The following is an 18,204-nucleotide window of genomic DNA, read 5'->3' on the forward strand; positions in this document are numbered from 1 at the left end:
TTCCATGTACGGGAGTGTGACCCCCGCCGCCCCGCCCGTACATGCGCTCGGATACTCACTTCCCGGCCGGGACGCCGTGAGTAGAGCCCGGCCGGAAGCGGTTTGAACGAAGCCCGCGAAGCCCTGTATGGTTCAACCCGTTCCCGGGCGATTAGCTCAGTGGGAGAGCGCTTCGTTCACACCGAAGAGGTCACTGGTTCGAACCCAGTATCGCCCACCGGGGAAAGCCGGTCCGCACGCATCACGCGGACCGGCTTTCGCATATCCGGACCGCCCCGCCCGTCACGCCGCGGCGGGCAGCTCCGGGCGCAGCGGCCACGACGGGTCCACCGCCTCCGGCGTCCCGCTCTTCGCGAACCAGGCCTCCAGCCCACGCGCCTGGGCCGCGTGCCAGGTCGCCTGGAGGGTGTGCAGCTCCGACGGCGACAGCCGCTCCAGCCGGGTCGAGAACCGCCGGCACACCGCCCGCACCAGCTCCAGCGAAGCCGTCGCGTCGGCCGCCGCGTCATGGGCCCCGTCGAGCACCACCTCGTAACTCGCGCACAGATCCGTGAGCGTACGGCGGCCCTTGCGGTAGCGGTCCAGATGCTTGTCCAGCACCCGCGGGTCCACCACCCGCATCGGCACCCCGTCGAGATACCCCGCCAGCGACGACGCCCGGTGCCGCCGCAACTCCCGGTCCAGCAGCGTCAGATCGAAGGGCGCGTTCATCACGACCAGCGGCCGGCCGGTCGCACAGCTCTCCGCCAGCGCCCGGGCTATCTCGTCCATCACCGGCGCGGGCCAACGCCCGTTGCGCTGAAGGTGATCGTCGGTCAGCCCGTGGATCTCGGTCGCCCCGGGCGGGACCGGAATCCCCGGATTGACCAGCCAACGGGTCACGCGGACGCGACCGCCCGCGGTGTCCTGCGCGACGAGAGCGGCCGAAACGATCCGGTCCCGCTCGACGTCCACGCCTGTCGTCTCCGTGTCAAAAGCGGCCAGCGGCCCTTCGAACCAGTGCATCATCCCCGAACTCCTCGCACCCGCACGGCAGATGGAGTGATTCCTCTGCCCGATATCGGTGATACCCGGGCTGTTTGCCTGATACGCCGTTTGCGGGCGGTCCGATGCGGTGACAACACAGGTGGGACGTCGGGGAGTTGCCGTCGGCGTCCGTCGATCCGTCCCGCCCACCACACCCGTCGGCAGGCTGCCTGCCGTCGATCGGCACGCCCGGAAGGCACACGGAGCCATGGCGCTCGCGCAGCCCGACCCCGGGGGAACCGCCCGCGCCGAGCCCTTCGGGCCCCGGCCGCCGCAGCAGCCGGACGCGCCGCTGCGCGGCTCCCTCGCCACCACCGCCTGCATGGAGACCCTTCAGGTGGGCTATCTGCACGCCGTCGCCGCGGCGGCGGGATGCTCCCTGTCCCAGCCCTTCCCCGACAACGGCATCGACTGGCACGTCAGCCACGGCGCCCCGACCCACACCGTCGACGACGAAGTGACCATCAAGGTGCAGCTCAAGTGCACCTACCAGATACCGCCGCACCCGGCGGGCGGGGCGTTCTCCTTCACCCTCGACAACGCCCACCTCGTCAAGCTCGCCCGCTCCCCGGTGACGGTGCACAAGATCCTGGTCGTGATGATCGTGCCCCGCAGCCAGGACGACTGGCTGCGCGCCGGGCCCGGCGGCCTCGATCTGCGCCACTGCTGCTACTGGACCAACCTGGCCGGCCACGCGGTGACGGGCCGGTACCGGACCACTGTGCGCATCCCGACCTCGCGGATCTTCGACGACCGCGCACTCTGCGACATCATGGCCCGGGTCGGGGCCGGAGGGAGACCCTGATGCACCGGTCGATGGACGAGCCCACGGGCGCGGCGGGACTGCCCGCCGCCCGCTCCCACCCCCCCGCCCGCCCCTGGCCCCCGCCGCTCGCCGACGCGGGCGCCGAGCTGCCCGATCCCGCCGTCCTCGGGGCCCTCCTGCGCCGGCACGGCTGGCAGCGGCGCGGCGGAGCGCCCGGACGCTACGGCCGCTGGACCCCGCCCGGATCCGCCGCCGGGGCCACCAGCCTGCTGGTGCCCGAGAGCGCGGCCTTCCCCGACAGCGGGGAGCTGATCGAGGAGGCCCTTCTCGCCCTCGGCCGCAGCGCCGACCCCTCCGCCCGCGACGTCCTCGTCTCCCTCGCCGTGCCCAGCGACGAGATCCGCTGGCGGCGCGAGGTCCCCGAGTCGGCGGCCGGAGCGGCCGGGGCCGCGGGCTGGACCGAGGCGGATGAGCTGCGGTCGGCCGCCCGGCAGGTCCTCATGGCCGGAGCCCTCGCGGCCCGCGGCCGGGCCGGCTACCACGGCGCCCGGCACCGCCGGAAGGCCCGGGCCGCCCTCGACGACGCCCTGATCGGGCCCGGCGCCGACGGCCGCAGCCTCACCGCGTACGTCCCCGTCGCCTCCGGCCGCGCCGTCGCCGTCCGGCTCTGCCACGCCCTGCACGCCACCCGGGAGGCCGTCGACTACCAGCGGGCCACCGGCGGCATGGAAGCCTTCGACAGCGCGATCGCCGCAGGCGTCGGCCGGGAGCTCACCGAGGCGCTGATCGCCCTGGTACGCGGCTCCGAAGGGGCCCGGATCGACCTGCGGTGGGCGCCCGCCGCGGGCACCCCGGACGGCTGCCCGGCCCGCCCCGCGCCCGTCGAGTTCTCCCCGGGCGACCTGCCCGCCCTGCGCGCCGCCGGAGCCCGCTACCTCCGCGACGAACCCGCCGTGCAGGTCCGGCTGACCGGCGTGGTGGTCCGGCTGCGCCGCTCCGGGCCGCGCGGCGCCGGGATCGTACGGCTGCGGGTGCTGGCCGGGGCCGAGGTCGCGCACGTCCGCGTGGAGCTGGACGAGGAGGCGTACCGCATCGCGGGCCACGCCCACCTCGTGGGGCTGCCGCTGCGGGTCGAGGGGCGGCTGGAGAACCGGGGCGGCTTCCGGCGGCTCACCGGGGCCTCGCAGGTCGCGCCCGTTCAGGTCGACGAGGTGGAGCGGGACCGGCTGATGAAGGCGCTCCAGGAGAACGTGGACTTCTTCGAGGAGGCGTGCGCGGGGGAGGAGGCGTAGGGCCGCCCGGAAGGCGTTCGCATCGGGGGCGTACGGCTCGGTACGATTCCTGGTGACCAACCGATCAGTGTTGGACATCCCCCTCAGTCAGGAGAGACCGGTGTCAGACGTCCGTGTGATCATCCAACGCGATTCCGAGCGGGAAGAGCACGTGGTGACGACGGGCACGACCGCCGGTGAGCTCTTCCCCGGTCAGCGCACCGTCGTCGCCGCGCGTATCGGCGGCGAGCTGAAGGACCTCTCGTACGTCCTCCAGGACGGCGAGAGCGTCGAGCCGGTGGAGATCTCCTCCGAGGACGGCCTCAACATCCTGCGCCACTCCACCGCGCACGTCATGGCCCAGGCCGTGCAGGAGCTCTTCCCCGAGGCGAAGCTCGGCATCGGCCCGCCGGTCAAGGACGGCTTCTACTACGACTTCGACGTCGAGAAGCCGTTCACCCCCGAGGACCTCAAGGCCATCGAGAAGAAGATGCAGGAGATCCAGAAGCGGGGCCAGAAGTTCTCCCGCCGCGTGGTCTCCGACGAGGATGCCCGCGAGGAGCTGGCCGACGAGCCGTACAAGCTGGAGCTCATCGGCATCAAGGGCTCCGCCTCCTCGGACGACGGCGCGGACGTCGAGGTGGGCGGCGGCGAGCTGACCATCTACGACAACCTCGACGCCAAGACCGGCGAGCTGTGCTGGAAGGACCTCTGTCGCGGTCCGCACCTGCCCACCACCCGGTTCATCCCGGCGTTCAAGCTGATGCGCAACGCCGCGGCGTACTGGCGCGGCAGCGAGAAGAACCCGATGCTCCAGCGCATCTACGGCACCGCCTGGCCCACCAAGGACGAGCTGAAGGCGCACCTGGAGTTCCTGGAGGAGGCCGCCAAGCGCGACCACCGCAAGCTCGGCAACGAGCTGGACCTCTTCTCCTTCCCCGACCAGATCGGCCCCGGCCTCGCGGTCTTCCACCCCAAGGGCGGCGTCATCCGCCGGGCCATGGAGGACTACTCGCGCCGCCGGCACGAGGAGGAGGGCTACGAGTTCGTCTACAGCCCGCACGCCACCAAGGGCAAGCTCTTCGAGCAGTCCGGCCACCTGGACTGGTACGCCGACGGCATGTACCCGCCCATGCAGCTCGACGACGGGGTGGACTACTACCTCAAGCCGATGAACTGCCCGATGCACAACCTGATCTTCGACGCGCGCGGCCGCTCCTACCGTGAACTGCCGCTGCGCCTCTTCGAGTTCGGCACGGTGTACCGGTACGAGAAGTCGGGCGTCGTGCACGGCCTGACCCGCTCGCGCGGCTTCACGCAGGACGACGCGCACATCTACTGCACCAAGGAGCAGATGGCGGAGGAGCTCGACCGCACGCTCACCTTCGTGCTGAACCTGCTCCGCGACTACGGGCTGACCGACTTCTACCTGGAGCTGTCCACCAAGGATCCGGAGAAGTACGTCGGCTCCGACGAGACCTGGGAAGAGGCCACCGAGACGCTCCGTCAGGTCGCCGAGAAGCAGGGCCTGCCCCTGGTCCCGGACCCGGGCGGTGCCGCGTTCTACGGGCCGAAGATCTCCGTGCAGGCCCGGGACGCCATCGGCCGCACCTGGCAGATGTCGACCGTGCAGCTCGACTTCAACCTGCCGGAGCGGTTCGACCTGGAGTACACGGGGCCTGACGGCTCCAAGCAGCGCCCGGTCATGATCCACCGGGCTCTGTTCGGCTCCATCGAGCGCTTCTTCGCCGTGCTCCTGGAGCACTACGCGGGCGCGTTCCCGGTCTGGCTCGCCCCGGTCCAGGCCGTCGGCATCCCGATCGGCGACGCCCACATCCCCTACCTCCAGGAGTTCGCCGCCAAGGCGCGCAAGCAGGGGCTGCGGGTGGACGTGGACGCGTCCTCGGACCGGATGCAGAAGAAGATCCGCAACCAGCAGAAGAACAAGGTTCCGTTCATGATCATCGCCGGTGACGAGGACATGGCCAACGGTGCCGTCTCCTTCCGCTACCGCGACGGTTCGCAGGAGAACGGCATCCCGGTCGACGAGGCCATCGCCAAGATCGCCAAGGCCGTGGAGGACCGCGTACAGGTCTGATCCGTACGTATGACAGGAGCGGCCCCCGGAGCGCTAACCCCGCTCCGGGGGCCGTTTCTCGTCCTCCCTGGTGAACACCTGGATCAGCCACGACGAGAACGACCCCGTCACCGCGCCCAGCAGCGCCAGACCGCAGGCCATCAGCCCCGCCGCGACCACCCGCCCCCAGAACGTGACCGGGGTGGCGTCCCCGTAACCGACCGTCGTCAGCGTCGCGCACGCCCACCACACCGCGTCGCCGAACGTGCGGATCGAGGCGTCCGGGGCCCGGTGCTCCAGGTGGTAGACCGCGAGCGAGGCGGCGAAGCCGAGCAGGCCGACGGTCATGCCCGCGTACGCCATCACCCGCGCGTACAGGTTCAGCCGCGGCCGGTCGTGGCGGCGCTGCACCGCCTGATAGACCTGCACCATGCGCAGCGGGCGCAGCAGCGGCAGCAGCAGGACCAGGGTGTCGAGCCAGTGCACGCGCGGGAAGCGTGAGCCCAGGCCGCTGAGCCGCAGCCGGGTCACATAGTCGACGAGGAACAGCAGCCAGGTCGACCAGACGAGGGTCAGCGCGATGTCGTGCCACGGCTGGGCGTCGTGCGGGGCCAGCACCCGGACCGCGTACCCGGTGAGGAAGAGGAGCCCCGCGAGGAAGAGCGGAACCTCCGTGCGCTGCTCCCAGCGGGTCAGCCGGGCGGGTGGATCGGGGGCGGTTCGGTCGCTCATCGCCTCAGCATCGGGGGCGGCCGAGCGGTGCGGCCCCGGCGACACGCTCCGCCGGGGTGACGCAATATGCTGATCGGCATGACGAGTGAGCCGGAGCAGCAGATCGGCGTGGGGACGCCCGACGCATTCCAGCGCCTGTGGACGCCCCATCGGATGGCGTACATCCAGGGCGAGAACAAGCCGAGCGGCCCGGGTGCCGACGACGGCTGTCCGTTCTGTTCGATCCCGGCGAAATCCGACGAGGACGGGCTCGTCGTGGCTCGCGGCGAGCACGTCTACGCGGTGCTGAACCTGTATCCGTACAACGGCGGCCACCTCATGGTCGTGCCCTTCCGGCATGTGGCCGATTACACCGAGCTGGACGGGCCGGAGACCGCGGAGCTCGCGGACTTCACCAAGCGGGCGATGGTCGCGCTGCGCGCAGCCTCCGGGGCGCACGGCTTCAACATCGGGATGAACCAGGGCTCCGTCGCCGGCGCCGGGATCGCCGCGCATCTGCACCAGCACCTGGTGCCGCGCTGGGGCGGGGACACCAACTTCATGCCGGTCATCGGCCACACCAAGGTGCTGCCCCAGCTGCTGGGTGACACCCGGGCGATGCTGGCCGACGCCTGGCCCGCCGCCGTCCAGTAGTACGTCGTACGGGAGGGCCCCCACCGAGGCGGGGGCCCTCCCGTACGCAGTTACGCGTCGTAGACGTCGGCCTTGCGCGGGGCCGCGTCCTGGACGAGTCCGCTCAGTATCATCGAGCGGTTGTCGAAGCGCTCCGTGTCGACGCCGTTCTCCGCGAGGACGCGCATCGCCGCCGTGTGGACCGCCCGCAGGACCGGGGTGGCGGCCCGCATCGCGTCGTCCGCCATGAAGCGGTGGTTCCAGGGCTTCGCCGCCCACGCGTGCCGCAGTCCGAACGGCTCGGGCAGCACGATCTTCCCGCCCAGGTAGTCCAGCAGCGGCGGATACCAGGTGAGGGGCGCGCGCAGGGCGAGCCGGACGACCTCCTTGGCGTCCACCAGGGCCAGTTGGACGTCCCGGGTCTCCCAGAAGCGGACGGTCTTGTTGACCGTCTTCGTCTTCGCCGCGGGCTTGGTGAGGAACAGGCCGTGCACCGGGCCGAGGGCGTGGCCGGTGACCTCGATGCGCAGCGTCTCGTGGAGCACGGTGACGGTGATCATCATGGTGATCACCAGCTGGCCGTCCCACAGGGTGAACTGGACGCCCAGGTAGTGCCGGTCGCCGCTGCCGAACTGCTGGTGGTTGCAGATCCGCTGTATCTCGTGTGGTTTCACCTGGAAGGTGGCGACGTCCTCGCCCTCGGGGCGGGTGACGGCGTCGGCGTTCTCCCCGATGGGCGAGACGATCCAGTGCTTCACGGACGGCTTCGGGAAGCCGCCGGTGTTCAGCGGTCCGCGCTCCAGCATCTTCAGCTGGTCGTGGATGATCCGGATCAGATCCCAGCTGCGGAACTGGTGGATCTCCTTCGACGGGTCCTTGGGGACCAGCTCCTCGGCCAGCTGCCAGCTGCCCCAGCGGGTGCCCATGCCGAGGACGCCCTTGGGGCCTGCGTAGAAGACGGCGTTCGACTGCTGCTCGGCCGACAGCTTCTCCAGGCCCTGGCGCAGGGCCTCGCGCGCGGTCTCGTTGGGGTTCTTCGGCACCGCCTCGGGGATGCTCGCGATCACCCCGCTGCCGGAGAGAAGGCCTTCCCAGCGGGCCCGCAGGTCCTTGGCCGAGGCCTCCGCGATCCGTTTGGCGAGCAGCCAGCCGATCACCGGGGCGACGATCGCGCCCCGGATGTAGAGCGCGAGCAGCCCGTCCAGGGGGAGCCGGATCATCAGGACCAGCGCGCCGATCCCGAAGGCGGCCAGCGGCACCGTGCCGACCGCGCGGAACGCCGTGTCCTTGGACTTGTTGAGCGCGTCCCGGATCCGGAAGGCGATCACCCAGGCCAGCATGCCGGGCAGGAACAGCACGCCGAACACCACGGTCACCAGGGTGAGACGGGTGTCGCGGGCCTTGCGCAGGTTGTTCGCCGACAGACAGTGCTCCACCACGGTCTGCGGGTCCGTCCCGAAGGACTGGATCAGCGCCTTGCGGGCGCCGCCGAGCATGCGCTCCTGGACGGCGCGGGCGAACGCCTCGCCGAGATTCGGCTTGAAGTAGTCGGACTTGAAGAGTTTGGAGGAGCCCGGCTTCACTTCCGATTTGTGCCACTCGCTGTTGGCGTCGAGGATCGTCTCCACCGGACTGTCCCGATACGCGGCCGAGGCCAGGGCATTGGTCGCCACGGTCTGACTGCCCGAGCCCTGGATCGGGATCTGGGCCCCGGGTGAGAAGTCGAATCCGTCGTTGGCCACCTTGTCGCCCCCACTCGCCGCACGTCTGCTCCTGCGGTGTGCCCAACTACCGTACGCGGCATACCTTCTGAGCTGCGACCACAGCGTATCGTCCGGATCACACCATCACCGGTCACCGGCCCGAACGGGACCGAGTGTGCGACCGTGCGCCGGTCACGCGCCGGGGGACCCGTTCGCGAGCTCCGCGCGGACCCGGTCGGCGAGCTGCGGCGGCATCGCCTCGTGCCGGGCGTACGTACGGTCGAAGCGGCCGGTGCCGTGCGACAGGGAGCGCAGGTCCACCGCGTACCGGCCGACCTCGATCTCCGGTACCTCCGCCCGTACGAGGGTGCGTCCGCCCGCGCCCTGCTCGGTGCCCACGACCCGGCCCCGCCGCCCCGACAGGTCGCTCATCACCGGGCCCACGTAGTCGTCGGGGACCAGGACGCTCACCTCGCACACCGGCTCCAGGAGCTGGATGCGGGATTCGGCCGCGGCCTCGCGCAGCGCGAGCGCCCCGGCGGTCTGGAACGCGGCGTCCGAGGAGTCCACCGAGTGCGCCTTGCCGTCCAGCAGCGTGACCCGTACGTCGACCAGCGGGTGCCCGGCGGCCAGCCCCTTGGCGGCCTGGGTCCGGATGCCCTTCTCCACCGAGGGGATGAACTGGCGGGGCACCGCACCGCCGACGACCTTGTCGACGAACTCGATGCCGGAGCCCGGCGGCAGCGGCTCCACCTCGATCTCGCAGATCGCGAACTGACCGTGTCCGCCGGACTGTTTGACGTGCCGTCCGCGCCCGGCGGCCCGGCTCGCGAACGTCTCGCGCAGCGGCACCCGGTGCGGTTCCGCGTCGACCTGGACGCCGTACCGGTTGCGCAGCCGGTCCAGGGCCACTTCCTGGTGGGCCTCGCCCAGGCACCACAGGACGACCTGGCCGGTGTCCGGGTTCTGTTCGAGGCGCAGGGTGGGGTCCTCGGCGACCAGGCGGGCCAGGCCCTGCGACAGCTTGTCCTCGTCCGCCTTGCCGTGCGCCCGTACGGCCAGTGGCAGCAGCGGGTCCGGCGTCGACCAGGGCTCGACGAGGACCGGGTCGCCGGCCGGGGAGAGCGTGTCGCCGGTCTCCGCCTCGCCGAGCCGGGCCACGCATGCCAGATCGCCCGCGACGCACCGGTCCAGCGCGTTCTGCCGGCGGCCGAACGGGGAGGTGAGCGCCCCGACGCGGAGCTCCGCCTCGTGACGGGGGCGCGGGGCGTGCCCGGTCGCGTCCAGGCCGTGGCCGCACAGGTGCACGGAGTCGTCGGGGCGCAGGGTCCCGGAGAAGACGCGGACCAGCGAGACCCGGCCCACGTACGGGTCGGAGGACGTCTTGACGACCTCGGCGACCAGCGGGCCCTCGGGGTCGCAGACCGGGGCGGGCCGGGGCTTGCCCGACGGGGTGGTGACGACGGGCGGGGTGCGCTCCAGCGGGGTCGGGAAGCCGCGGGTGATCAGCTCCAGCAGTTCGACGGTGCCGATGCCCTGACGGGCGCCCTCGGCCGCCGGGGCCGCCGTGAGGACGGGGTGGAAGGAGCCCCGGGCGACGGCCCGTTCCAGATCGGCGATCAGGGTCGCCACGTCGATGTCCTCGCCGTCGAGGTAGCGGTCCATCAGGGACTCGTCCTCGCTCTCGGCGATGATCCCCTCGATCAGCCGGTCCCGGGCCTGACGCAGCGGTTCCTCCTGCTCGGGCGCGGGCGGCAGCTCGGCGCGTTCGCCGGAGGAGTGGTCGAGGATCCGCCGGCTCAGCAGCCCGGTGAGCCCGGTCAGCGGGGCGTGCCCGTCGGCCCCCTCGGGACCCAGCACGGGCAGATACAGCGGCAGTACGGCGTCGGGGTCCTCGCCCCCGAAGTTCTCGGCGCAGATCCGGGTCATGTCGTCGAAGGAGGTGCGGGCGGTGTCCAGGTGCGTGACGACGATCGCGCGCGGCATGCCGACGAGCGCGCACTCCTCCCAGGCGGCCCGGGTGGTCGCCGCCACGGACTGGGCCTCCTGGGCCGCCGAGACGACGAAGAGGGCCGCGTCCGCCGCACGCAGACCGGCCCGCAGCTCCCCGACGAAGTCCGCGTAGCCGGGGGTGTCCAGCAGATTGATCTTGCACCCGTCCCAGGCGACCGGGACCAGCGAGAGCTGTACGGAACGGCGTCGGCGCCGCTCGATCTCGTCGTAGTCGGAGACGGTCGCCCCGTCCTCGACCCGGCCGGCCCGGTTCACGGCCCCCGCCGTCAGGGCCAGGGCCTCGACCAGGGTGGTCTTGCCCGATCCGCTGGGGCCGACCAGCACCACGTTGCGTACGGCGGAGGGACGGTCGACCGCCGGTGCTCCTCCGGCGGCTCCGGGGTGTGCGTGTGCCTTGTCGCCCATGGTGCGTGCCTCCCGGTCGATGGCGCGGTGCGGGGGAGGGCGACCGCGCACGGAGCAGCGGTGGTCACGGGCGGGGAGAGGCCGCCGCGGCGGTCTCGGCGACGCCCGCGGTCCTTCGAGCTTGGCACCGCGGCGGGACCCCGTCCATAGCTCGCGCGCGGGCGCCGCGGGGCCGGGCGGCGGCCTGTGTGACACCCGGCGGCGGGTGCCCGTCCGGTGCGGGGCACCGGCCGTGACTACGATGGGCCAGCCGGTGGCCGAAGGGGCCGCTCGGCGAACCGAACCCTCGGGAAGGCCATGCTGAACAAGTACGCGCGTGCATTCTTCACGCGTGTCCTCACACCGTTCGCCGCTCTGCTGCTCCGCCTCGGGGTCAGCCCCGACGCGGTCACTCTCATCGGCACGGCCGGAGTGATGGCAGGTGCGCTGGTCTTTTTCCCGATGGGGGAGTTCTTCTGGGGCACGATCGTCATCACGATCTTCGTCTTCTCCGACCTCGTCGACGGCAACATGGCGCGGCAGGCCGGGATCTCCAGCCGGTGGGGCGCGTTCCTCGACTCGACGCTGGACCGGGTCGCCGACGGGGCGATCTTCGCCGGCTTCGCCCTCTGGTACGCGGGCCGCGGTGACGACAACATCCTCTGCGCCGTCGCGATCTTCTGCCTGGCCAGCGGCCAGGTGGTCTCGTACACCAAGGCGCGCGGCGAGTCGATCGGGCTGCCGGTCGCGGTCAACGGACTCGTGGAGCGCGCCGAGCGCCTGGTGATCTCGCTGGTCGCCGCCGGGTTCGCCGGACTGCACAAGTTCGGTGTCCCCGGGATCGACATCCTGCTCCCGATCGCGCTGTGGATCGTCGCCGTGGGCAGCCTCGTGACGCTGGTCCAGCGGGTGGTGACCGTACGCCGCGAGTCGGCGGAGGCGGACGCCGCCGAGGCGGCCGTCACGGATTCCGCCGGTTCCGCCGGGCAGGGGAGCGAGGCCGACCGGTGAGCGGGCTCAGGGGCCGGCTCACCGACGGGCTGTACGGACTGGGCTGGGGCGCGGTCAAGACGCTGCCCGAGCCCGCCGCCGCCCGCCTCTTCCGGACCATCGCCGACCAGGTCTGGAAGCGGCGCGGCAAGAGCGTGCTGCGCCTGGAGTCCAACCTCGCGCGGGTCGTCCCCGACGCGGGCCCGGCGCGGCTGGCCGAGCTGTCGCGGGCCGGGATGCGCTCGTACATGCGCTACTGGATGGAGTCGTTCCGGCTGCCGACCTGGAGCCCGGAGCGGATCAAGGCGAGCATCGACGTCAAGGACGCCCAGCTGCTGACCGAGGGCCTGGACGCCGGGAACGGCGTGATCCTCGCCCTGCCCCACCTGGGCAACTGGGACCTCGCGGGCGCCTGGGTCACCACCGACCTCAAGGTCCCCTTCACCACCGTCGCCGAACGGCTGGAGCCCGCAACGCTCTACGACCGGTTCGTCGCCTACCGCGAGGGCCTGGGCATGGAGGTCCTGCCGCACAGCGGCGGTGCCGCCTTCGGGACCCTGGCCCGGCGGCTGCGCGCGGGCGGCCTGGTCTGCCTGGTCGCGGACCGGGACCTGTCCGCGTCCGGCGTCGAGGTGTCGTTCTTCGGCGCCACCGCCCGGATGCCCGCGGGCCCGGCGCTGCTGGCCCAGCAGACGGGCGCGCTCCTGCTGCCGGTCACCCTCTGGTACGACGGGACACCGGTGATGGGCGCCCGCGTCCACCCGGCGGTCGAGGTGCCCGAGGAGGGCAGCCGTACGGAGAGGACGGCCGCGATGACGCAGGCGCTGGCCGACGCCTTCGCCGGCGGGATCGCCGAACACCCGGAGGACTGGCACATGCTCCAGCGGCTCTGGCTGGACGACCTGGATCCCCGGGGGGAACCGAAGTGAAGATCGGCATCGTCTGCCCGTACTCCTGGGACGTACCGGGCGGCGTGCAGTTCCACATCCGGGACCTCGCCGAGCATCTGATCCGGCTCGGCCACGAGGTCTCCGTGCTGGCCCCCGCCGACGACGAGACCCCGCTGCCGCCGTACGTCGTCTCGGCGGGCCGGGCCGTCCCGGTCCCGTACAACGGGTCCGTCGCCCGGCTGAACTTCGGCTTCCTGTCGGCGGCCCGGGTGCGGCGCTGGCTGCACGACGGCACGTTCGACGTGATCCACATCCACGAGCCGACCTCCCCGTCGCTGGGCCTGCTGACCTGCTGGGCGGCGCAGGGGCCGATCGTGGCCACCTTCCACACCTCCAACCCGCGCTCCCGGGCGATGATCGCGGCGTACCCGATCCTCCAGCCCGCACTGGAGAAGATCAGCGCGCGGATCGCGGTCAGCGAGTACGCCCGGCGCACCCTGGTCGAGCACCTCGGCGGGGACGCCGTCGTCATCCCCAACGGCGTCGACGTCGGCTTCTTCGCCAAGGCCGAGCCGAAGGCCGAGTGGCAGGGCCAGACGCTCGGCTTCATCGGCCGCATCGACGAACCCCGCAAGGGCCTGCCCGTCCTGATGAAGGCGCTGCCCGCGATCCTCGCCGCCCGCCCCGAGGCCCGGCTGCTGGTCGCCGGGCGCGGCGACGAGGAGGAGGCGGTGGCCACGCTGCCGAAGGAGCTGCGCGAGCGCGTCGAGTTCCTCGGCATGGTCAGCGACGAGGACAAGGCCCGGCTGCTGCGCAGCGTCGATGTGTACGTGGCCCCGAACACCGGCGGCGAGAGCTTCGGCATCATCCTGGTCGAGGCGCTGTCGGCCGGTGCGCCGGTCCTCGCGAGCGATCTGGACGCCTTCGCGCAGGTGCTGGACCAGGGGGCGGCGGGTGACCTGTTCGCCAACGAGGACGCCGACGCGCTGGCCGAGGCCGCGATCCGGCTGCTGGGCGACCCGGAGCGCCGGAAGGGGCTGCGGGAGCGGGGCGAGGCCCACGTACGGCGCTTCGACTGGGCGACCGTGGGGGCCGACATCCTCGCGGTGTACGAGACGGTGACCGACGGGGCCGCGTCGGTCGCGGCGGACGAACGCTCCGGGCTGCGGGCCCGGTTCGGGCTGGCCCGGGACTGAGCCCCCGGGGGCCCGCGGCCGGCGGTGGCGCGGACCGGGCGCCGGTACACGGTCTCGGGGCCTCCTGTGGAAACCGGGCGTCCGGTGCGGCCTCGGTGGACTCCTGTGGAAACGGGGGCCGCCGGCGACGGTAGCGTGTGGGCCCGTGACCGTAACCCTCATCGTCTGGATCGTTCTCGCCGTCATCGCGATCGGCGTGTACCTCAGCTGGACCGCCGGCCGGCTCGACCGTCTGCACTCCCGGATCGACGCCGCCCGTGCCGCCCTCGACGCCCAACTGCTGCGCCGCGCCTCGGTCACCCAGGAGCTGGCCACCTCCGGCGTCCTGGACCCGGCCGCCTCGATCGTCCTGTACGAGGCCGCGCACGCCGCCCGGCAGGCCGAGGAGGACCACCGCGAGGTCGCCGAGAGCGAGCTGAGCACCGCCCTGCGCGCCGTTTTCGGCGAACCGGCCCAGGTCGACGCGGTGAAGGAGATCCCCGGCGGCGAGGAGGCGGCCACCGAACTGGCCGCCGCCGTACGCCGTGTGCCCATGGCCCGCCGTTTCCACAACGACGCCGTGCGCGCCGCCCGCGCCCTGCGCCGGCACCGGACCGTCCGGCTCCTCCGGCTGGCCGGGCACGCCCCGTTCCCGCTCGCCTTCGAGATGGACGACGCCCCGCCGGTGGCCCTCGCGGACCGCCCGGGCACCTGAGCCGGGGGACGATCCCAGGCCAAAACGATCCACGGCCTGTTCATTGGCCCTTGCTGTGGCCTGCCCCCACAGCGTTTGCTCGGCGATGCAGTATCCAGCGTCTTTCACCGAGTGAGGTCCCGTGTCCACGCTTCCCAGCACCCCGCAGTCCGCCGAGTCCCCCGCCACCGGCACCGCCCGCGTCAAGCGCGGCATGGCCGAGCAGCTCAAGGGCGGCGTGATCATGGACGTCGTCGACGCCGAGCAGGCGAAGATCGCCGAGGACGCGGGCGCCGTGGCCGTCATGGCCCTGGAGCGGGTCCCCGCCGACATCCGCAAGGACGGCGGCGTGGCCCGGATGTCCGACCCCAACATGATCGAGGAGATCATCGGGGCCGTCTCCATCCCGGTCATGGCCAAGTCCCGCATCGGCCACTTCGTCGAGGCCCAGGTCCTCCAGTCCCTCGGCGTCGACTACATCGACGAGTCCGAGGTCCTCACCCCGGCCGACGAGGTCAACCACAGCGACAAGTTCGCCTTCACCACCCCCTTCGTCTGCGGCGCCACCAACCTGGGCGAGGCCCTGCGCCGCATCGCCGAGGGCGCGGCCATGATCCGCTCGAAGGGCGAGGCCGGCACCGGAAACGTCGTCGAGGCCGTCCGCCACCTGCGTCAGATCAAGAACGAGATCGCGCGTCTGCGCGGCTTCGACAACAACGAGCTGTACGCCGCCGCCAAGGACCTCCGCGCCCCCTACGAGCTGGTCAAGGAGGTCGCCGAGCTCGGCAAGCTGCCCGTCGTGCTGTTCTCCGCCGGTGGTGTCGCCACCCCGGCCGACGCCGCGCTGATGCGCCAGCTCGGCGCCGAGGGCGTCTTCGTCGGCTCCGGCATCTTCAAGTCCGGCGACCCGGCCAAGCGCGCCGCCGCCATCGTGAAGGCCACCACCTTCTATGACGACCCGAAGGTCATCGCGGACGCCTCCCGCAACCTGGGCGAGGCCATGGTCGGCATCAACTGCGACACCCTGCCCGAGGCCGAGCGCTACGCCAACCGCGGCTGGTAACCACCGATGAGTGACACCCCTGTGATCGGCGTCCTGGCGCTCCAGGGCGACGTACGGGAGCACCTGATCGCCCTGGCCTCGGCGGACGCCCTGGCCAGGCCGGTCCGGCGCCCCGAGGAGCTCGCCGAGGTCGACGGCCTGGTCATCCCCGGCGGCGAGTCGACCACCATGTCCAAGCTGGCGGTCCTCTTCGGCATGATGGAGCCGCTGCGCGAGCGGGTCCGGGCCGGGATGCCGGTCTACGGCACCTGCGCCGGAATGATCATGCTGGCCGAGAAGATCCTGGATCCGCGTTCGGGCCAGGAGACCGTCGGCGGCATCGACATGATCGTGCGGCGCAACGCCTTCGGCCGGCAGAACGAGTCGTTCGAGGCGTCGGTCGAGGTCGACGGGATCGACGGCGGCCCGGTGGAAGGCGTGTTCATCCGCGCCCCCTGGGTGGAGTCCGTCGGGGCCGAGGCCGAGGTCATCGCCGAGCACGGCGGTCACATCGTGGCCGTACGGCAGGGAAATGCCCTCGCCACGTCGTTCCATCCCGAACTGACCGGCGATCATCGCGTGCACGCTCTGTTCGTGGACATGGTGCGCGCGGTGAAGTGAGCGGACCCCGGTAGGATCTCTCGGGTTCGACTCGATTTTGGTGACGCGAAGGAGAAGGCAGATGTCCGGCCACTCTAAATGGGCTACGACGAAGCACAAGAAGGCCGTGATTGACGCCAAGCGCGGCAAGCTCTTCGCGAAGCTGATCAAGAACATCGAGGTCGCGGCCCGCTCCGGCGGTGTCGACCCCGATGGCAACCCGACGCTCGTCGACGCCATCCAGAAGGCGAAGAAGAGTTCCGTCCCGAACAAGAACATCGATTCCGCCGTCAAGCGCGGCGGCGGTCTCGAAGCGGGCGGTACCGACTACGAGACGATCATGTACGAGGGTTACGGCCCCAACGGTGTCGCGGTGCTCATCGAGTGCCTCACCGACAACCGCAACCGTGCCGCCTCCGACGTACGTGTCGCGATGACCCGGAACGGCGGCTCGATGGCCGACCCGGGCTCCGTCTCGTACCTGTTCAACCGCAAGGGCGTCGTGATCGTGCCCAAGGGCGAGCTGACCGAGGACGACGTCCTCGGCGCGGTCCTCGACGCGGGCGCCGAGGAGGTCAACGACCTCGGCGAGACCTTCGAGGTGGTCAGCGAGGCCACCGACATGGTCGCGGTGCGCACCGCGCTCCAGGAGGCGGGCATCGACTACGACTCCGCCGAGGCCAACTTCCTGCCGACCATGCAGGTCGAGCTGGACGAAGAGGGCGCGCGCAAGATCTTCAAGCTCATCGACGCGCTGGAGGACAGCGACGACGTGCAGAACGTCTTCGCCAACTTCGATGTGTCCGACGAGGTCATGGAGAAGGTCGACGCCTGAGGCGCGGCCGGCACAGCACGGTACGACGGGCCGACGGGGACACCCCGTCGGCCCGTCGTCATGTGGTTGCGGGGCTTTGTCAGTGCGAGCCGATAGCCTGCGGGAACAGATGAACGAGTGGGCGTCGCGAGCGGCGAGGCAGCGAGGACAGGGGGGCTCCATGCGGGTTCTGGGCGTCGACCCGGGACTGACCCGGTGCGGGGTCGGCGTGGTCGAGGGGGTCGCGGGCCGCCCGCTGACCATGCTCGGCGTCGGCGTCGTGCGCACCTCCTCCGACGCGGAGCTGGGCGACCGGCTGGTCGCCGTCGAGCGCGGCATCGAGGCCTGGCTCGACGAGTACTCCCCGGGTTACGTGGCGGTGGAGCGGGTCTTCGCCCAGCACAACGTCCGTACGGTGATGGGCACCGCCCAGGCCAGCGCCGTCGCCATGCTCTGCGCCGCCCGCCGGGGCATCCCGGTCGCCCTGCACACCCCCAGCGAGGTCAAGGCCGCCGTCACCGGCTCGGGCCGCGCCGAGAAGGCCCAGGTCGGGGCCATGGTGACCCGGCTGCTCAGGCTGGACGCCCCGCCCAAGCCCGCCGACGCCGCCGACGCCCTGGCCCTCGCCATCTGCCACATCTGGCGCGCCCCCGCACAGAACAGGCTCCAGCAGGCGGTGGCCGCCCACCGCACGTCCGGCCCGCCCGCGACCCCCCGTACCTCCGGCGCGTCCCGCGCCCCGCGCACGCTGAAAGGCCGCTCCGCATGATCGCCTTCGTCTCCGGCCCGGTGGCCGCCCTCGCCCCGACCACGGCCGTCATCGAGGTCGGCGGCATCGGCATGGCCGTCCAGTGCACCCCGCACACCCTCGCCGACCTGCGCGTCGGCAAGGAGGCCCGGCTCGCCACCTCCCTCGTCGTCCGGGAGGACTCCCTCACGCTGTACGGCTTCCGCGACGACGACGAGCGGCAGGTGTTCGAGCTGCTCCAGACCGCCAGCGGCGTCGGCCCCCGGCTCGCCCAGGCGATGCTCGCCACCCACAGCCCCGACGCCCTGCGCCTCGCGGTCTCCACCGGCGACGAGAAGGCGCTGACCGCCGTCTCCGGCATCGGGAAGAAGGGCGCCCAGAAGCTGCTGCTGGAGCTCAAGGACCGGCTCGGCGAACCGGTCGGCGCGCACATCGGCCAGCAGGGCATCGGCACCCCCGTCACCGCCGGCTGGCGCGACCAGCTCCAGGCCGCCCTGATCGGCCTCGGCTACGCGAGCCGCGAGGCCGACGAGGCCGTCAACGCCGTCGCCCCGCAGGCCGAGGCCGCCGCCGCCGAGGGCACCGCACCCCCCGTGCCGCAGCTGCTGCGGGCCGCCCTCCAGACTCTCAACCGCGCACGCTGACCGGCACCGAACCACCGAAGAGG

At 71.9% G+C, this 18,204-nt stretch carries 17 protein-coding genes and 1 tRNA gene; 14 read left to right on the forward strand and 4 right to left on the reverse strand.

The window, feature by feature from the left end; genetic code table 11:
- Positions 1-145 precede the first annotated feature (145 nt).
- Positions 146-217: transfer RNA gene (locus A3Q37_RS25695), tRNA-Val, on the forward strand.
- A 65-nt stretch (positions 218-282) separates the two neighbouring features.
- Here the strand turns inward: A3Q37_RS25695 and A3Q37_RS25700 are convergent.
- A complete protein-coding gene (locus A3Q37_RS25700; RefSeq protein ID WP_065488007.1) occupies positions 283-1,008 on the reverse strand; it encodes a 3'-5' exonuclease in 726 nt (241 codons plus the stop codon).
- A 226-nt stretch (positions 1,009-1,234) separates the two neighbouring features.
- Here A3Q37_RS25700 and A3Q37_RS25705 point away from each other — a divergent pair, with 226 nt between their 5' ends.
- From A3Q37_RS25705 to thrS, 3 genes are all read left to right on the forward strand, one after another.
- Positions 1,235-1,831 (forward strand): DUF4365 domain-containing protein, encoded by a 597-nt coding sequence (locus A3Q37_RS25705; protein ID WP_010057269.1) that lies wholly within the window; start codon positions 1,235-1,237, stop codon positions 1,829-1,831.
- Complete coding sequence (locus A3Q37_RS25710) at positions 1,831-3,084, forward strand: hypothetical protein (RefSeq protein ID WP_065488008.1); 1,254 nt, start codon at positions 1,831-1,833, stop codon at positions 3,082-3,084. The genes A3Q37_RS25705 and A3Q37_RS25710 overlap by 1 nt, the downstream gene beginning before the upstream one ends.
- Positions 3,085-3,184: 100 nt before the next feature.
- Positions 3,185-5,161: a threonine--tRNA ligase gene (gene thrS / locus A3Q37_RS25715; RefSeq protein ID WP_065488009.1), complete on the forward strand. Its 1,977-nt coding sequence runs from the start codon at positions 3,185-3,187 to the stop codon at positions 5,159-5,161.
- Positions 5,162-5,194: 33 nt separating this feature from the next.
- On the opposite strand, the gene A3Q37_RS25720 is transcribed toward thrS, so the two are convergent.
- Entirely contained in the window at positions 5,195-5,872 is a 678-nt protein-coding gene (locus A3Q37_RS25720) for a potassium channel family protein (protein ID WP_065488010.1), read from the reverse strand.
- 66 nt (positions 5,873-5,938) lie between these two features.
- Between A3Q37_RS25720 and A3Q37_RS25725 the strand changes: the two genes are divergently transcribed.
- Positions 5,939-6,505: an HIT domain-containing protein gene (locus A3Q37_RS25725; RefSeq protein WP_065488011.1), complete on the forward strand. Its 567-nt coding sequence runs from the start codon at positions 5,939-5,941 to the stop codon at positions 6,503-6,505.
- A gap of 50 nt (positions 6,506-6,555) precedes the next feature.
- Here A3Q37_RS25725 and A3Q37_RS25730 read toward each other — a convergent pair whose 3' ends face one another.
- The gene (locus A3Q37_RS25730) at positions 6,556-8,226 is read right to left on the reverse strand and encodes a hypothetical protein (RefSeq protein WP_065488012.1); all 1,671 of its coding nucleotides are present in this window, start codon (positions 8,224-8,226) and stop codon (positions 6,556-6,558) included.
- A gap of 153 nt (positions 8,227-8,379) precedes the next feature.
- A complete protein-coding gene (locus tag A3Q37_RS25735) occupies positions 8,380-10,605 on the reverse strand; it encodes an elongation factor G-like protein EF-G2 (protein WP_065488013.1) in 2,226 nt (741 codons plus the stop codon).
- Positions 10,606-10,902: 297 nt separating this feature from the next.
- On the opposite strand from A3Q37_RS25735, the gene pgsA reads away from it, so the two are divergent.
- The 9 genes from pgsA (at position 10,903) to ruvA (ending at position 18,181) form a co-directional block, all read left to right on the forward strand.
- A complete protein-coding gene (gene pgsA / locus A3Q37_RS25740) occupies positions 10,903-11,595 on the forward strand; it encodes a phosphatidylinositol phosphate synthase (protein ID WP_065488014.1) in 693 nt (230 codons plus the stop codon).
- Complete coding sequence (locus A3Q37_RS25745) at positions 11,592-12,503, forward strand: phosphatidylinositol mannoside acyltransferase (RefSeq protein WP_065488015.1); 912 nt, start codon at positions 11,592-11,594, stop codon at positions 12,501-12,503. The genes pgsA and A3Q37_RS25745 overlap by 4 nt, the downstream gene beginning before the upstream one ends.
- Complete coding sequence (locus A3Q37_RS25750; protein ID WP_065488016.1) at positions 12,500-13,660, forward strand: glycosyltransferase family 4 protein; 1,161 nt, start codon at positions 12,500-12,502, stop codon at positions 13,658-13,660. The genes A3Q37_RS25745 and A3Q37_RS25750 overlap by 4 nt, the downstream gene beginning before the upstream one ends.
- Positions 13,661-13,805: 145 nt before the next feature.
- A complete protein-coding gene (locus A3Q37_RS25755) occupies positions 13,806-14,354 on the forward strand; it encodes a hypothetical protein (protein WP_065488017.1) in 549 nt (182 codons plus the stop codon).
- Positions 14,355-14,475: 121 nt separating this feature from the next.
- Positions 14,476-15,396, forward strand: a complete 921-nt coding sequence (gene pdxS, locus A3Q37_RS25760; RefSeq protein WP_065488018.1) for a pyridoxal 5'-phosphate synthase lyase subunit PdxS — start codon at positions 14,476-14,478, stop codon at positions 15,394-15,396.
- A 6-nt stretch (positions 15,397-15,402) separates the two neighbouring features.
- Entirely contained in the window at positions 15,403-15,996 is a 594-nt protein-coding gene (pdxT, locus tag A3Q37_RS25765) for a pyridoxal 5'-phosphate synthase glutaminase subunit PdxT (RefSeq protein ID WP_065488019.1), read from the forward strand.
- Positions 15,997-16,057: 61 nt separating this feature from the next.
- Entirely contained in the window at positions 16,058-16,810 is a 753-nt protein-coding gene (locus A3Q37_RS25770; RefSeq protein ID WP_006123225.1) for a YebC/PmpR family DNA-binding transcriptional regulator, read from the forward strand.
- 160 nt (positions 16,811-16,970) lie between these two features.
- Positions 16,971-17,558 carry a crossover junction endodeoxyribonuclease RuvC gene (gene ruvC, locus A3Q37_RS25775; protein WP_065488020.1) on the forward strand — a complete coding sequence of 196 codons (588 nt, stop codon included), beginning with the start codon at positions 16,971-16,973 and terminating at the stop codon, positions 17,556-17,558.
- Entirely contained in the window at positions 17,555-18,181 is a 627-nt protein-coding gene (ruvA, locus tag A3Q37_RS25780; RefSeq protein WP_032780883.1) for a Holliday junction branch migration protein RuvA, read from the forward strand. The genes ruvC and ruvA overlap by 4 nt, the downstream gene beginning before the upstream one ends.
- Positions 18,182-18,204 lie beyond the last annotated feature (23 nt).

Origin of the sequence: Streptomyces sp. PTY087I2 (assembly GCF_001687325.1) — a bacterium.
Lineage (GTDB): Bacteria > Actinomycetota > Actinomycetes > Streptomycetales > Streptomycetaceae > Streptomyces.

Bases quoted from the DNA above. Each gene is read 5' to 3' on its own strand.
- pgsA (WP_065488014.1), top strand. From the start codon at position 10,903: ATGCTGAACAAGTACGCGCGTGCATTCTTCACGCGTGTCCTCACACCG.
- A3Q37_RS25700 (WP_065488007.1), bottom strand. From the start codon at position 1,008: ATGATGCACTGGTTCGAAGGGCCGCTGGCCGCTTTTGACACGGAGACG.
- A3Q37_RS25705 (WP_010057269.1), top strand. From the start codon at position 1,235: ATGGCGCTCGCGCAGCCCGACCCCGGGGGAACCGCCCGCGCCGAGCCC.
- A3Q37_RS25710 (WP_065488008.1), top strand. From the start codon at position 1,831: ATGCACCGGTCGATGGACGAGCCCACGGGCGCGGCGGGACTGCCCGCC.
- A3Q37_RS25720 (WP_065488010.1), bottom strand. From the start codon at position 5,872: ATGAGCGACCGAACCGCCCCCGATCCACCCGCCCGGCTGACCCGCTGG.
- ruvC (WP_065488020.1), top strand. From the start codon at position 16,971: ATGCGGGTTCTGGGCGTCGACCCGGGACTGACCCGGTGCGGGGTCGGC.
- A3Q37_RS25725 (WP_065488011.1), top strand. From the start codon at position 5,939: ATGCTGATCGGCATGACGAGTGAGCCGGAGCAGCAGATCGGCGTGGGG.
- ruvA (WP_032780883.1), top strand. From the start codon at position 17,555: ATGATCGCCTTCGTCTCCGGCCCGGTGGCCGCCCTCGCCCCGACCACG.
- pdxT (WP_065488019.1), top strand. From the start codon at position 15,403: ATGAGTGACACCCCTGTGATCGGCGTCCTGGCGCTCCAGGGCGACGTA.
- A3Q37_RS25770 (WP_006123225.1), top strand. From the start codon at position 16,058: ATGTCCGGCCACTCTAAATGGGCTACGACGAAGCACAAGAAGGCCGTG.
- A3Q37_RS25735 (WP_065488013.1), bottom strand. From the start codon at position 10,605: ATGGGCGACAAGGCACACGCACACCCCGGAGCCGCCGGAGGAGCACCG.